Raw genomic sequence first — 15,728 nt, forward strand, 5'->3', positions numbered from 1 at the left:
GAATAATTTATTTTATATTTTCACCACCTTCTCTCTCCTTATTTCTCCGTCTATTGTCATCACAACGTAATAGATTCCATTTGTAAGATTGTCAGGAAATTGATATTTCATTTGTTGCTTACCTTTTTTTACTTCAAAGTTTTGTGTATCCATGAGTTCTCCGTTGATACTAAAAATTTGAAGTTGGGCATTGACGGTTTTAGAAATATCCAAAGATAGGGTAAATTCGTTTTGTGTTGGATTTGGATAAAGTGATACTAAGTTTTGAATAGAAGTAACATCTTGAATAGCCACTACTTCGTCATGTGATTTCGCAAAGAAAATGTTTTCTTGAAGAAAAGTAATATCTGTATTTCTCAATACAATTTGAGCCAAACTTGTGTTGTCGATTGCTTCAATATCTTCTATCGTAAATGCGGGATCGTTTTTATAAAAAAAGCGGTCACCATCTCTCAAGTCTTGAAATTGATGCTGCAAAATGAGGTAAACGGTACTGCCAACTGCTGATCCTATCTTATGGTCTTCCGCCAACATACCAACCCACGGGTCGATTGCATCCACATTTCCATAAATTGATTGTAGTTGATTTTGCAGTTCTAAATTAGATGTTATTGCAGCAAAATCGGCGACAGACCCCATTCCAAAATCACTACGAATTTTATTATAACCAGGCAAACCTCTTTCTCTTGCTCGATTGATATTGATAGCCACTAAGTCCAAACCTCCTGCACCTGATTGAGCAAATAAAAAATTACGCAAGTCGCCTACTACCTTTGTGTCAAACGTCTGTTGAGCTTGGGTTGCCATTCCTTTCAGTATCGGATCTATTCCCCCTTGTGCTACCACAACAAAAGGGTTGAAAAAAGCATCTTTCAAACGAATATTACCCTCTGAAATGGTTTGTCCATCATTGTCCATTCTTACCAAATGATCGTTCAACAAAGTATGCCCCAAACGAAAGGCAGCAGCAGAAAAGACGTTCATTATATTTGGATTTCTCGTTTCATCATATCCTGTATAATCATCCAGTGTAATTCCCAAAGCAGGTAACCATTCATTGAAGGCAATGGATTGAATATATGCTCCTACCATTTTTCGAGCATATTGGTACAATTGTTCATCGTTCCAAGTTGGGTGCATTGCTGCAATTTCACCACATAAGCGATTGTGTTCACGCATAAACAAGGTATGCACACAAGTCAAAATCGGTTGTTCATTCGCTCTTACATCTCCTGCAACAAAATGCTTGGGCATTGGCGCACCTTCAATCACCATAAAAGGTGCATTGGGATCAATATCTCCTTCAAAATTACCAGTCAGCGTATTGAACGGCAAGAAGTTACCTTCTGATGTCTTGAGTTTTCCATTTTCAAAGGTCCGCAACCAATTGGCTCGATTTTCATCCGAACCATATACATTGGAGGCATCTATCCAAGCGGTTATATCATTGATTTGGGCACGGGGATTGTTTGTGGTAAAACCTGTGGAGAGGTCGTACTTTGAGCGACGCATAAATATTTCAGAAGTACCTGTACCCGTTGGGTCAAAAATGGGATCAAATTGTGGAACAGGTATGCTGATTACTTCATCCAACATATCGTCCACAAAGGTAATGTCGTGGTCTATGAATTGTCCAAATGCCCATCCATAATCACTAATATTCATGGGGTTGGGCATGGATTCGGGTTGATCGTAAAGGAGGTTGCTAATCATTCTTGGATTGGGATAATCCACCATACCTGGTTCAGACATTCCGTCAGCATATCCATTGGTAACAACTCTGGTAAGTTTTTCGCCTGTTGCGCCCCAATCAGGAGACGATACATTGTTCATACGGCCATCAAACGAACGATTGTCTTGTGCTTGTATGAAAAGTGTAAAAAAAGATAGTACAGTGAGAAATGATAAAGATAATTTCATAATGATGGTGATTTATTTGGATTAAAGGGTTGTGTTTATTGACCCAAATTACGTTTTTTTTCTCCATCTATACAATAATCAGGCAAAAAATTGAGTACGAAACTCACAAAACAAGTAGTGTGTGAGCGTTATTTTACCCATTAAAATACTGCAATTATCTGTTCATTTGGACTTTGGATGAAAGTAAATAGGAAGCAAGATGCGAGATATAAAAAATTAATAATCAAAATTTTAACCCATTGACGTAATTAACTTCAAATAATTGATTATCAATTAATTAAATTCTCACTTCTTGCATTTTTGCTCCTTCGTCCAAAATCTAATAATTTACTAGTTGCTCTTTATTTCAGTATCAACTGCTGTGAATACCTTTTGTCACCGCTAATCACTTCAATGACATAAATACCACTGTTCAAGTCACTAATGTCCAGTTCTTGTTGGTAGATATGGCTGTTTTTGTAGCCTGAATGATCAAAAACTTTCCGACCTGCTGTATCAAAAATGTGTACATCCACCACACCAATTTGTTCCCCTTCAAAGGTCATTTGGAAGCGACCATTGCTCGGATTTGGAGCCAATTGTAGCAGTAAACGAACTGTGGGCGAAAAAATGCCTACTATTTCAGTGAAACCCAATTCATCGGCTTTCACAAAATACATATCTACCGAATTGTTTACCACTATAGAACCTACTGTAGCATAACCACCATCATTCGTTTGCAAAGCACCATACAAAGTAGGAAACGTCCCAACATCTTCACCTAAATAGCGAATCCATTTTTGATTGCCAATGCCATCTGTCTTCAATAGAAAACCTCGCCTACTGGGATCGCCTGAGTCGCCAACATTTCCTACAAACATCAATCCATTGTCGCTTGTTTGTTGTACTACATAGTTATTGAAACTGTAATCATTCAACAACAATTCTTTCTCCCAAATAAGGCTGCCCGTATCGCTCAATTTGGCAATCAATAAATTGGAATCGTCCGAACTTTCACCTGTCCGTGCGCCAATCAATACAAAACCGCCTGATATGGTTTCGATTACATCAAAAGCTCTCGACAATAAATTCAACCCACTACCTGCTATATATTCCCAAACTACCTCCCCATTTTCATCGGTTTTCACCACTTGAAGTGGCGTATAAAAAGCATTGGTTTCCGAATCTTGAAGGAAATTACCTCGACCCGCCAACACATAACCGCCATCACTTGTCGGTTTGATATTGTAGGCCACATTTCCTACATAACTGTTTTCCCAAACAATATCTCCATCTGAATTCAACTTGGCATAATACACACCGCCTGCCGATAACCGTCCACAAATCACAAAACCGCCATCAGCTAAAGCACTGATTCCTTTTGTAAAAACAGGCAGAAGGTTCTCAAACCGATGTGTCCACATTACATTTCCATCCTCGTCAATGCGGGTCAATTGAGAAATCGAAAGACCTTCTTCGTTTTCACTACTGCCATATAGTGCATACCCCAGTCCGTTTGCCGGCACTACATTGTAACAAACATCTCTGCCATTGAAGAAATCCAAGGTTTTTGTCCATGTTACTTCTCCCCCTTCGTTGAGTTTGATGAGGTACATATCCAAATCTCCTCTTTCATTGAAGCTATCCGAATGACCTGCAATCAAATAGCCACTATCCGCCGTTTGCAGTACTCCATAAGCTTGGTCAAAATCTGCATTCCCGATTTTTCCATAACTTTCTTGCCAAACCGTTTCCCCCGTTGAAGTGACACGAATAGCCAATACGTCATTTCCCGAACCATTGAACGAATCTGTTGTACCTACAATGACCAAATCATTGGAAATTGTAGCCACAATATCATAACCACCTTCAAATCCGCCATAACTATACGTTTGTTCAAAAAGCACATTTCCATCTTTATCCAGCTTCAATACAAATACATCGGTTCCACCATCTGTATTGTTCATCAAACCTTCACCAACTATCCATATACTATTGTCTGCCATTTCCACTATTCGCTGAGGGTCAATATTTACACCATCCACCAAATATTGTTTCGACCAAATGCTATCACCTTCTGCACTGGTTTTGTGCAGAAAAATAGCATCCAATCCACCTCTTACACTCGCCATTGCCAAGTAGCCGCCATCCAACGTAGGAATAACATCCCGTGCATCCAAACGGCTGACTTCTTGCTGTTCCAATATGAAACTCGACCATTCAAAATCACCCTCGTTATCTGTTTTGATTAAAATTATTTCTGGTCCGACATTCGATGTAGCAGTAGCCAACACAATAAAACCTCCATCTGTTGTTTCACTAACCGACTCCAATCCCCTAATTGCACCAAACCCGAGCGTATTGTCCCATTGTAAAGTTCCTTCTGAGTCTATTTTGAGCAAATAAGGATCGTCATTTCTATCTCCTGCAATGACTACTCCACCATCAGAAGTTTTGGTGATATCTGCGGCAAAAGTGTTGAGATCGCCTACTGTTTGCGCCCAAATTTCATTGCCATTTACATCGGTTTTAACCACATAGATTTGAGGAGTAGTCAGAAACAAGTCGGTATTGCCGACACAAATCAAACTTCCATCTGCCAACTCTTGGACTCCATAAGCTACTTCATTGGCAATCGTTCCGTAAGCGTTTGACCAAAGCTCATTGCCATCACGATCCGTTTTGACCAAATAGAAATCATACCCTCCATTGCCTAAGTTGGCCGTTGTTCCTGCAAAAACCAAATTCCCATCTGCCGTTTCTATGCCAGATTCTCCAAAATCTCCTGTGTTTGCACCACCATACGTTCCTTGAAAAACCGTTTGAAATTGTGCGTATAATCCGTTTGTAATCAAAAAACTACAAACTAAAAGTATCCATTTATTCATTGTGTTACTGCAATTTTAGTCAAACATTTTTTTCTACTTAGGCAAAAAACATCAGTAGAAAAACATAAGCTGGACATGAGTAGTTACTAAAGAAAGAAAAAATCAATACAAATTTACCCAAATCTTTCATTGCCCATTCCTTATAGTGTTTCATCTTGTGTCTTGTATCTTTCATCTAACAATATTAAGTCCTTCATCTAAATTGAAGCGAAAGTTACACTTTTGATTGATCGCCATAATTTTTTCGAATCATCTCGTTGGTTTCTTCCAAAGATTTGAAGACTTCAAAAGTAGTACCCTGTGTGCGTTGTGCGCCCAGTGCATTGGCGTATTGTGCCGCTTTGATGTAATCGGTTTTGTCCTCCAAAAGCCCAAAAGCCAGCCCTCCTGCAAACGAATCACCACAACCTGTCGTATCTATCACCTCACTCACCCTAACAGATGGAACGAAATCTTGCTGCATCTGACCATTTTTCATAGTGTAAATAGCACAACCTCTCGAATCTAAAGTGATGTAAACCGCTTTCACTCCCTTTGACAAAACATGTTCTGCAAAATCCGCCCTTTGTTTTTCGCTGAGTTCTATATAATCATCTTCCAAATCCTTAGGTTGAATTTCTTTTGGAAACCAGCAACAGCCAGCTTCTTCAATATTCATTTTCAATACATCAATATAAGGCAGCCACAAATCACGGTCAATCCAAAACCTTCGGTAACGATCACCTTTTGTAGTCGCTGTTGAAGTAGGGCCATGTGCATCAAAAATAATCAAGCCTTTGCTATTCGCTTTCAAATATTTGAGTGTTTCCAATGGCACTTCAAAGTCAGTAATAGGCACGAAAACAAATACATCTGCATCCAAAGCTACTGCCATATCTTCTGCTATGATAGGATGCATATAAGCTATTTGTTTTTCCAAGCGATTATTTTGATCCACAAAACGCAATTTTATGACTGTTCCTTGATCATGTACTGACGATACACCTTCCTCCACAATATTTTTATACGCAGAAAAAATAGTATGTATTGGCAATTCATGTGATTGGCTGATATGAGCTATTGGATAGACATATCCACTGTCTTTCAAAAGCTTAGAAAGTGCTATGGTAGGATGTGTGATGCAGCCATATTTTTCAACGACCAAACCTTTGTGCGTAGTGATATGGTCTTTGGGGATTGGTCCGACCACTGCTATTTTGTGTTTTTTGTTCATTGTTGCAGTTTTAGTGTATATTTGGCGCAAAAATAGATAAAAATGATTGAAGGATGTATTTTTGACTTGGATGGAGTGATTGTAGATACGGCAAAATATCATTTTCAGGCATGGCGACGATTGGCCAATGAGAAATTTGGTTTTGATTTTGATGCACAAAAGAATGAAGAATTGAAGGGGGTCAGCCGTTTGGGTTCACTGGATTTGATTATTGGCTGGGGAAATGAGGAACACGGTTTGAATTTGAATTTCACCGAAAAGGAAAAAATGGAATTGGCAACCATCAAAAATGAATGGTACAAGGCTTTGATTATAACCATGACTGCCGATGAAATTTTGCCAGGTGTGATGGATTTTATTCATGAACTACAAGGATACAACATCAAGTTGGGTATTGGTTCGGCGAGTAAAAATACCCCTACTGTGTTGGAAGTCATTGGCATTGCTCACTATTTTGAAAGCATTGTTGATGGGCAGAAATGTACCATTTCTAAACCAGAACCCGATGTTTTTTTGATGGGAGCAAGTGAGTTGGGTATTGATCCACACAATAGCATTGTATTTGAAGATGCTGCTTCGGGTGTAGAGGCGGCTTTGAGAGGTGGTTTCCATGCGGTGGGTGTTGGCTCACCTAGCCATTTAGGACACGCAGATTGTGTGATTGAAGGTTTTGAAGGATTGAATTTTGAAGGGCTGAAACAGAAATTGGGAATTGAGTAATCTTACTTTTTTATTACTTGAATCTCATTAAAAAAAGCCCGCAATTATTCATCACGGGCTGTGCCTTAAAACCAAAAATAAAATCTATTAAAAACCTCTTTTCTATAAAATAGCTTTTGCTTCTTTTGTCAAGTCGTTGCTCATTTTAGGATTCAAGGCCATGGATTCTTTGATAAAGGTGATACCATCCGTTTTTGCTCCCATTTTGTATTTCACCAAACCTGCCAAACAGAGTAGTTCTGGATCTTTGTAGTTCGTTTGAAGTGCTTTTTCGATGTGTTTTGCAGCCGTTTCATAATTCCCTTGTTTGTAGTAAATTTTTGCCATTGCTTGATTGACAGTAATGTTGTTAGGACGCTTGTTGTATGCTCGTTCTGCATAGGTCAAAGCTTTTTCGGGATTGTTGTCAAGAGTCAAATAAATGTTAGCCAATTCCATATCCATGTTGTGACCACTTTCTTGGTCTTCTTGCAACATTTGAATCAACTCAGAATTGAGTTTGTTTACCTCCTCAGTATTTCCTTCTATTTGGTTTACTTCAGCTAAGGTTTGATAAAATGAAAACTCAGGCATCACTTCTGTTGCTTCGTTTAGCATTTTTTTAGCTTCTTCATAGTTGCCTTTTGCGATTTCGATTTTAGCCAATCCTGCGGTAGCAAAAGCATAATTTGGGCGTTCTGCTAAGGCTGTTTTGTATTGAATTGCAGCATTTTCCAAGTCGCCATAGTTTCGGTATAGATTGCCTAAAGTGATGCGTGACCATGCGGTAGCTTCGTCGCCAGGAAGTCCAGCTGAAACGGCTAATTTCATGGCTTCAATCGCTCCTTTGTAGTCGCCGTGCAATTCTCGAAGGTAAGATACTCTGGAATAAGAGCGTAAATCAGGGCGAATGCTCACCATTTTATCAGCCATTTTCACTCCTTCTGCATAATTTCCCAATTCTACATTTGCATCACACAATGCGCCATATACTTGTGCATCGTGGTCTTCAAGAGCCAATGCTTCTTTGCTGACATCCAATGCTTTTTGAAATTCATGTTGCGATAAATATACGGATGCTTCACTGACCAATGCCTGAAAGTGCATTTGCTTGTTTGCAGGTTTTTGAGCAATTACGTAGTCCAAAATTTTTAGTGCAGCAGGATAGTAATAAGGGTGTTCTCCAGTAATGCGGGCTTCTTGCATGTATAAAAGTGCCAAATAGATAGAAGATTTGTGGTCAGCAGGATTCTTTTTCATTTTTGCCTGCAATTCCTTGGCGGTTTTCTGTACGTAGTCCCATTCGCTAAGTTTGGCTATTGCTCCTTCTCTTTCTAATAGTTGAGGAATTTCAAAATCCGAAATAGCAGAGGTTGTTTCGTTTATAGTGCTAGCACTTGCAGTAGTAGTGCTGCTTCCTTGCTGACAACTGGTGAAAGAAATGCTGAATAAAACAAGGATGGTTAATAGATATTGTTTGATGATGATTTGCATTGTTGTGAGAATTTTTAAAGTTAGATGATTTTATTTTGTATAGAAAAATAGAACACAGGTAAAATTTACATTAAAAAAAGTAGATTAATGAAATTGATTATGTGCGGTAATCAAAAACATCTTTTAATAGGCAACTTCTCTTTTGATGATTTATCTGTGTTCTAAAATTTAAAAGTCAGGAAACAAGTAGTTTTGAAGCCACTTGCTCCCTTTCTTTTATATAATCCTTATCGTTCAATTATTGTTTGAGGATTTTGGTGCTTGCTACCTCTTTACCGTCTGTAATCGTCACGATATACATACCGCTGTTTGCAGCCGTAAAGTTAATTTGATGCGTATTTTCTCCTCTTGTAGCGTTTGCTTTGTCTGAATAAAGCAATTTACCAACTGCATCGTAAACATGAATGTTCACCATATTGTCGCTATTGTAAGTGTAGTCAATTGAAACCACACCACCTTGTAGGGTTCTTACACCTTCAATATTCAAATTGATGTTGCGTTCTCCTCTGTTCAAAGCAATCGTTTTGAAGGATTCTGACTGACCATTGAAGTCTGTTTGTTTCAATCGGTAGTAAGAGGTTCCAATAGGTGCTTCTCTGTCTAAGAAGTTGTAACTATTTGAAGCGGAAGTAGTTCCAGCGCCCACTATTTTAGTGATAGCTTCAAAATCAGTTCCGTTCAATGAACGCTCCAATGTAAAGTAAGCGTTGTTGGATTCAGATGCTGTTGCCCATGTCAAGTAGTTGCCTTCTTTTTGAACTTCTCCTTCAAAAGCCAACAATTCAACTGGTAATTTGGTACAAGCGATGATATCAGAGATAAATGATTGCTCACAGCCGTTTGCATCTACTACATAGATTTCATAGTTGGTTCCGTCTGCCAATGGGCCAATCAAAAATGGTTCTTGGTTCTCAACTTGTCCGTTGAACGTACCAGAAACTGTGTAAGGGCCTGTTCCTCCATCAATCCAAGCATCAACTGTATAGATACCATTCGGTTCATCACAAATTACTTGGTTTTGAATCATGATAGCACATACAACTTCTTCAATGATTTCTTTTCCGCTACCAGCACCTGTTCCGCTATGTGGTTCAGCAAGGTATGGGAAACTCGTTTGGAAAGGAAGGTCATTTTCATTTACACCAGTAGAGTAAGTCAATACATTCAACAATTGCTCTGTCACTGGATTTTCTCCATCAAAATCATCGTACCACAAACCAATTGCAGCCAATACGATGCCTGAAACAGCTTGTAATTCAATGCGTGTTACATCATCTTCCAATCGGCGACCATTCGGGAAACCATCCATGTTAGGAATGAATTCAAGATCAGCAGTTCCATTGAAGCGAGGATCAACCAAGCCCAAAACAGCTGCTTGAACCAAACCCAATGCGCTAAAGTCTGCACTATTTCTTGGAGTAGCTGGTACAGCCATGTTCAAACGAAGCATGTCACCACCATTTGGCAAGAAGTTGCCAATGAAAGGTTTACCTACTGCAAGTGGATTACCTGCTTTGCCTGTTGCCAATTGATATGGAGGAAAATTCGGTGCTCCTGTGTGAAAGATAGGCCATAAGTCCACAGAACGTGGTGCGCCTGCTTTTGGTAATAACAATGTACCAAAGATAGCGTCATCTAAAGCTGTTCCTGCAACTGCATCTGAACCTTTCAATGGGAATAGTCCGTCTCCACCGTTGGTGAAATCTAATCCAAGACCCAATGAGTTTGTTTGGATACGCAAAGATGCAAATGCTGGTACAGCACCACCAAATTGATCATCATCCATGTACAATGCCAATTCAGGATTGTAGAAATATTCAAAGTGGTCTGGATTTTCGTTATAAGGAGTTCGGGCATTCCACTCATCTTTTGAGCCAATAGGAATAACTGCCTCATTGGTCAATGGCATACCTAAGCGGGAAACTTGCACCCAGTCACCATCGAAGGACATGCTGCCTCCCATACCAAGTGTTCTGATTTGAGGGCGACTTGCAGAAGCCCAAACACCTATTACAAAATCACCATCTAAAATATTAGCAGCTTCGCTCACACCTTTTCCGTCTTTCTGCAAAGTGGAAATTGGGATTTGTAGAGCGATAGCATGTGTATTCAAAAATGCAAGCCCATCAACTGATGTACCGTCTTGACGAGGTAAATCACCTAAGTCAAATACACCACCTAAATCTACAAAGAATGGATCATCAACTGGACCGCAAAATATGGTTTCGCCTGTTGAAGCAGTAGTAATGGCTGATTGCATAAGACTTGCATAATCAGGAGCATTTAAACCAGCTCCTCCTGTGATAGAACGAGGTCCAATATTGTTTGGAGGAACAACCCCATCCATTACAATGGTTTGAAAACTCATTCCACCATCTATGCTTCTTTCGAGTGTATAGGTCGCTTTGATGTTTTGTGCGCCCAAACGTATGTTGAAGAAAGTTGTTGGATCTTCGTTGGTTCGGGTGAAAGTAGCACGGTAAACGATGTCGTCTCCTGCTGTTGCGGTGTTGTTGTCAATGTGAATTTCGTAACGCACATTTTCTCCAAAAGTATAGTAGTTAGGTCCTCCGTGTGGCAATTCTGCGGGAATGTAGTTCGCAATAATTGTGACCATGTTTGGATTGTCTGGACTCACAAAAGCATACACATCCGTGTTGTCTGCCAAAGGGTCGTCAGAAATAAGGGGTGCTTCTCTATGACTGGAAGCAAATGCCATGAGCGGCACCAGTATTAAAAGCAACATCTGGATTGCTTTGGATGATATATTAAATTTTATTGATTTCATTTGTTATATTTATTGTAAGGATTGTTAAAATGTTTGATTGAACTATGGGAATCAGATTTCAGAAGTTTTAACGAACTTCTGAAATCTACCTCTATTACTGTCCAACTTCTGTTCCTCTCCAAGGCAAAGCCAAATATGGGAAAGCACTTCTAAAAGGAGCGTCGTTTTCATCTACGCCAGTAGAGTAGGTCAAAACGTCAATCAAATCTTGTGATACTGGATTTTCTCCATCAAAATCGTCGTACCACAAACCAATTGCAGCCAATACGATACCTGAAACTGCTTGTAATTCAATACGTGTTACATCATCTTCCAATCGGCGACCATTCGGGAAACCATCCATATTTGGAATAGATTCGATATCTGTATTGGTATTGAAGCGAGGATCAACCAATCCTAAAACAGCTGCTTGAACCAAACCCAATGCGCTAAAGTCTGCACTATTTCTTGGAGTAGCTGGTACGGCCATGTTCAAACGAAGCATGTCACCACCATTTGGCAAGAAATTGTTGATGAATGGTTTACCTGCTGCAAGTGGATTACCTGCTTTGCCTGTTGCCAATTGATAAGGTGGGAAATTGGGTGCTCCTGTGTGAAAAATTGGCCATAAATCGGCAGAACGTGGTGCGCCTGCTTTTGGTAACAACAAGGTTCCGAAAACTGCATCATCCAAAGCTGTTCCTGCAACTGCATCTGAACCCTTCAATGGGAATAATCCGTCTCCACCGTTGGTGAAATCTAATCCAAGACCCAATGAGTTTGTTTGGATACGTAAAGGGGCAAATGCTGGTACAGCACCACCAAATTGATCATCATCCATGTACAATGCCAATTCTGGATTGTAGAAATATTCGAAGTGGTCTGGATTTTCGTTGTAAGGAGTTCTTGAATTCCACTCGTCTTTTGAGCCAATAGGAATAACTGCTTCATTGGTCAATGGCATTCCCAAGCGAGATACTTGTACCCACATACCACTGTCGGTAGGTTTTGTACCATCTGTGTTGAGTGTACGCATTGAAGGGCGACTTGCAGAAGCCCATACGCCGATGACGTAGTTTCCATCTAATATATTGTCTGCCATATTTACGCCCATTCCGTCTTTTTGAAGGGTGCTGATAGGGATTTGAAGGGCAATTGTATGGCAGTTTACACCACCTAAACCATCACGAGGGTTTTCGCCTCCTTGACGTGGCAAGTTTCCTAAGTCAAATACAGCTCCTAAATCTACATAAAATGGATCATCTACTGGACCACAAAAAACTCTTTCACCAGTAGAGGCAGTAGTGATAGCACTATTGGAAAGAGAAGCATAACTTGTAGCACCTAAACCAACGCCACTTTCGATAGAACGAGGGCCGATATTTGTAGGAGGTACGATACCATTTTCTACAATGATTTGGAAGGTTTCACCGCCATCTACACTTCTTTCGAGTGTGTAGGTAGCTTTTCTGTTTTGTGCGCCCAATCGGATATTGAAGAAGGTGGTTGGGTCTTCGTTTGTGTGGGTAAATGTGGCTCGGTAAATAATTTCGTCGCCCACTACTCCTGCATCATTGTCAATATGAATTTCATATCGAATGTTTTCGCCAAAAGTGTAATAGTTTGGACCGCCTTGTGGCAATTCAGCAGGAATGAAATTCGCAATGATAGTTACCATATTCGGATTGTCTGGGCTTCTAAAAGCGTATAAATCCGTGTTGTCTGCCAGTGGGTCATTGGCAATCAATGGAGCTTCTCTATGGCTGGAAGCTTCAACGGGAGTAGAAAATATTCCGAATGTCATGAGTAGGCAAAGGAACATTAACCATAGACTTTGGGTACTCCCCATAAAATGAGGTGACTTTGTTGAATACATAGTTAAAGTATTTAGAATTAAGAAATGAGATTAATAATGAAAAGAAATAAAAACTTTAGGATGATTACCAAGCTATTAATACAAACATATGCTGTAATTCTTCAAAAAAATTAATTGTTATGTGTTTTTTTGAAGGAAATGAATAGGTACACATTTATGATTTCGATTTCCTTTTATTTTTTTCAATTAATAGATGAACACTAATTGTATTGTCGGTGCTCGGTTTAACTTACGAGAGAAAAGAATGTTTGGATTACGGAGATTCAAAAAAAAAATAAAAAAAGATGCCATCTTCTTAATTAAAAAAAGATAGCATCTAACAATTTTAAAAACTTTTATTAAACAATACTAAATCATTTATTTAGAAACAATCAGTTTGCTGTTGGTAATCATGTTGCCTTGACTATCACTCAATCTGGCAATGTAAATACCCGCAGGTAATTCAGTAACATCCAAAGGTATTTGGTAAGAATGTTCTGCATCAACTGCACCATTGAAAAGGGTAGCCAATTTTTGACCAGAAATCGTGTAAATTTCTAAGCTAACTGTTTGTGCTTGGTTCACCACAAATTGAAGGTCAGCATTCAAACTAGCTGGGTTTGGAGAAATCAACAAAGAAGCATCTGATAACTCTGCAATGGCTGCTTTGCCACCACGACCACCACTGCCACCTGCTGCAACTGGTACTATGAATTTCTTGACAGTAGTATAAGTTCCATCTGTAATCGTAACGGTGTAAGTTCCCGTAGAAAGTCCACTAATGTCTTGTGTTGTTGCTCCATTAGACCACATGTATTCGTAGTCTCCAGAACCGCCAGACACGCTGATATCCAATGCACCATCATCGGCATCTTTTCCACTTTCAATGGTTGTACTAACCAATGCAACGGTCAACAATTCTCCACCAATACCACCACTAATAGTAGCCACACAACCGTTTGCATCCACTACTCTTAGTGTAAAGCTTGCTCCTGTGCCTACGGATAGAGTGACGCTGTTGCCACGTTTTCTGAAAGTTACTGCTCCTGATCTATCGTCAAAACTAACCGTAAATGGTGCTACTCCTGTCAATGCTAAAGTATAATAATCAAAAGCAGAACCAGATGTTTGTGTAACACTGATGTCACAATCTCTTGGATTCACAACTTCTGTACCTCCACATGCTCCTGTTCCAATAAATGGACTGGCTACGTAAGGGAAAGCTGACTTCAAAGATTTATCGTTTTGTTCGATTCCAGTTGTATAAGTCAATACATTCAACAAATCTTCGGTAACTCCAGCTCCATCATCGTACCACAAACCAATTGCAGCCAATACGATTCCTGAAACAGCTTGTAATTCAATACGTGTAACATCATCTTCCAAACGACGACCATTCGGGAAACCATCCATGTTTGGAATAAACTCTAAATCAGCATTTGTATTGAATCGTGGATCTACCAAACCCAAAACTGCTGCTTGTACCAAACCCAATGAACTAAAATCATCACTGTTTCTATCTGTTGGAGGTACTGCCATATTCAATCGAAGCACATCTCCACCTGTTGGTAAGAAATTGTTAATAAATGGTTTACCTGCCGCTAATGGATTTCCATCTTTTCCTGTTGCCAATTGATATGGCGGGAAATTGGGCGCCCCTGTAAAGAAAATAGGCCATAAATCCACAGAACGAGGTGCGCCAGCTTTTGGTAACAATAATGTACCGAAAATGGCATCATCCAATGCAGTTCCATCTAAAGCTGAATTACCTTTCAAAGCAAATAAGCCGTCTGCACCGTTTCTGAAATCAAATGCTCCAAGGGAAGCTGTTTGAATACGTAAAGGATTGAAAGCAGGTACTGCAACTGCAAATTGACTCTCATCCATATACAATGCCAATTCTGGATTGTAGAAATATTCATAGTTTGCAGGATCTTCTGAATAAGGAGTATCTGCATTCCATTGGTCTTTTGCTGCAATTGGAATAACTGCTTCGTTGGTCAAAGGCATTCCCAAGCGAGATACTTGTACCCAACCTTGGCTACCATCTACTGTTACTGTACCATCACCATTCAATGTTCTGATTTTTGGACGACTTGCTGATGCCCAAACACCAATTACAAAATCACCATCCAAAATATTAGCTGCTTGGCTTGCACTTTTACCGTCTTTCTGCAAAGTAGAAATGGGGATTTGAAGGGCAATAGAGTGTACATTGTAGCACGCCAAACCATCTGTAGCTGGAGGACTATCTAATCGTGGAGAATCTCCTAAGTCAAAAATTCCACCCAAATCTACATAAAATGGATCGTCAGCGGGGCCACAAAATACCCTTTCACCTGTACTTGAAGTCGTAATAGCATTTTGTATCAATGTTTCGTAATCTGTTGCACCTAAACCAACGCCTGTTTGAATAGAACGTGGGCCAATATTGTTTGGAGGAACTACACCGTTCATAACAACGGTAGAAAAAGTCGCTCCGCCGTCTATACTGCGCTGCAAGGTATAGGTCGTTTTTAGGTTTTGTGCGCCCAATCGGATATTGAAGAAGGTAGTGCCATCTTCATTGGTTTGGGTAAATGTAAAGCGGTAAATGATATCGTCACCTGGTGTACTAGCATCGTTGTCAACGTGAATTTCATATCTTATATTTTCACCAAAGTTGTAATAGTTAGGTCCACCATGAGGTAACTGGGCGGGGATGTAGTTGGCAATAATGGTAACTGTTTCTGGATTGTCGGGACTTACAAAAGCATAAACATCTGTATTGTCCGCCAATGGATCGTTGGCAATGAGGGGAGCTTCTCGGTGACTGGAAGCTTCTGACGCTGTGTAGCTAAAACAGGTCAATAGCACTGCCAAAAGCATAGAGCTTGTTAAAAAATTGATAAATTTCATTATATAAATTTTATT

At 39.7% G+C, this 15,728-nt stretch carries 8 protein-coding genes; 1 reads left to right on the top strand and 7 read right to left on the bottom strand.

The features are described 5' to 3' along the window. Nucleotides 1–12: 12 nt before the first annotated feature. The 3 genes from R3E32_05750 to R3E32_05760 form a co-directional block, all read right to left on the bottom strand. Entirely contained in the window at nucleotides 13–1,920 is a 1,908-nt protein-coding gene (locus R3E32_05750) for a peroxidase family protein (protein MEZ4884225.1), read from the bottom strand. Nucleotides 1,921–2,261: 341 nt separating this feature from the next. Further along, nucleotides 2,262–4,787: a T9SS type A sorting domain-containing protein gene (locus R3E32_05755; protein ID MEZ4884226.1), complete on the bottom strand. Its 2,526-nt coding sequence runs from the start codon at nucleotides 4,785–4,787 to the stop codon at nucleotides 2,262–2,264. A gap of 214 nt (nucleotides 4,788–5,001) precedes the next feature. Further along, on the bottom strand, nucleotides 5,002–6,000 hold the full coding sequence (locus tag R3E32_05760) for a PfkB family carbohydrate kinase (protein MEZ4884227.1): 999 nt from the start codon (nucleotides 5,998–6,000) through the stop codon (nucleotides 5,002–5,004). Nucleotides 6,001–6,042: 42 nt separating this feature from the next. Here R3E32_05760 and pgmB point away from each other — a divergent pair, with 42 nt between their 5' ends. Beyond that, the gene (gene pgmB / locus R3E32_05765; GenBank protein MEZ4884228.1) at nucleotides 6,043–6,720 is read left to right on the top strand and encodes a beta-phosphoglucomutase; all 678 of its coding nucleotides are present in this window, start codon (nucleotides 6,043–6,045) and stop codon (nucleotides 6,718–6,720) included. A gap of 102 nt (nucleotides 6,721–6,822) precedes the next feature. Here pgmB and R3E32_05770 read toward each other — a convergent pair whose 3' ends face one another. From R3E32_05770 to R3E32_05785, 4 genes are all read right to left on the bottom strand, one after another. Continuing rightward, entirely contained in the window at nucleotides 6,823–8,193 is a 1,371-nt protein-coding gene (locus tag R3E32_05770) for a tetratricopeptide repeat protein (GenBank protein MEZ4884229.1), read from the bottom strand. Between the two features lie 238 nt (nucleotides 8,194–8,431). After that, nucleotides 8,432–10,939: a DUF4331 family protein gene (locus R3E32_05775; GenBank protein MEZ4884230.1), complete on the bottom strand. Its 2,508-nt coding sequence runs from the start codon at nucleotides 10,937–10,939 to the stop codon at nucleotides 8,432–8,434. 136 nt (nucleotides 10,940–11,075) lie between these two features. Further along, nucleotides 11,076–12,836 carry a DUF4331 domain-containing protein gene (locus tag R3E32_05780; GenBank protein ID MEZ4884231.1) on the bottom strand — a complete coding sequence of 587 codons (1,761 nt, stop codon included), beginning with the start codon at nucleotides 12,834–12,836 and terminating at the stop codon, nucleotides 11,076–11,078. 357 nt (nucleotides 12,837–13,193) lie between these two features. After that, entirely contained in the window at nucleotides 13,194–15,713 is a 2,520-nt protein-coding gene (locus R3E32_05785) for a DUF4331 family protein (protein ID MEZ4884232.1), read from the bottom strand. Nucleotides 15,714–15,728 lie beyond the last annotated feature (15 nt).

This window comes from Chitinophagales bacterium (assembly GCA_041392475.1).
Classification (GTDB): Bacteria; Bacteroidota; Bacteroidia; order Chitinophagales; family UBA2359; genus JAUHXA01.

Excerpts from the sequence above, each read along its gene's own strand:
- R3E32_05750 (MEZ4884225.1), bottom strand. The coding sequence starts at position 1,920 with ATGAAATTATCTTTATCATTTCTCACTGTACTATCTTTTTTTACACTT.
- R3E32_05755 (MEZ4884226.1), bottom strand. The coding sequence starts at position 4,787 with ATGAATAAATGGATACTTTTAGTTTGTAGTTTTTTGATTACAAACGGA.
- R3E32_05760 (MEZ4884227.1), bottom strand. The coding sequence starts at position 6,000 with ATGAACAAAAAACACAAAATAGCAGTGGTCGGACCAATCCCCAAAGAC.
- pgmB (MEZ4884228.1), top strand. The coding sequence starts at position 6,043 with ATGATTGAAGGATGTATTTTTGACTTGGATGGAGTGATTGTAGATACG.
- R3E32_05770 (MEZ4884229.1), bottom strand. The coding sequence starts at position 8,193 with ATGCAAATCATCATCAAACAATATCTATTAACCATCCTTGTTTTATTC.
- R3E32_05775 (MEZ4884230.1), bottom strand. The coding sequence starts at position 10,939 with ATGTTGCTTTTAATACTGGTGCCGCTCATGGCATTTGCTTCCAGTCAT.
- R3E32_05780 (MEZ4884231.1), bottom strand. The coding sequence starts at position 12,836 with ATGTATTCAACAAAGTCACCTCATTTTATGGGGAGTACCCAAAGTCTA.
- R3E32_05785 (MEZ4884232.1), bottom strand. The coding sequence starts at position 15,713 with ATGAAATTTATCAATTTTTTAACAAGCTCTATGCTTTTGGCAGTGCTA.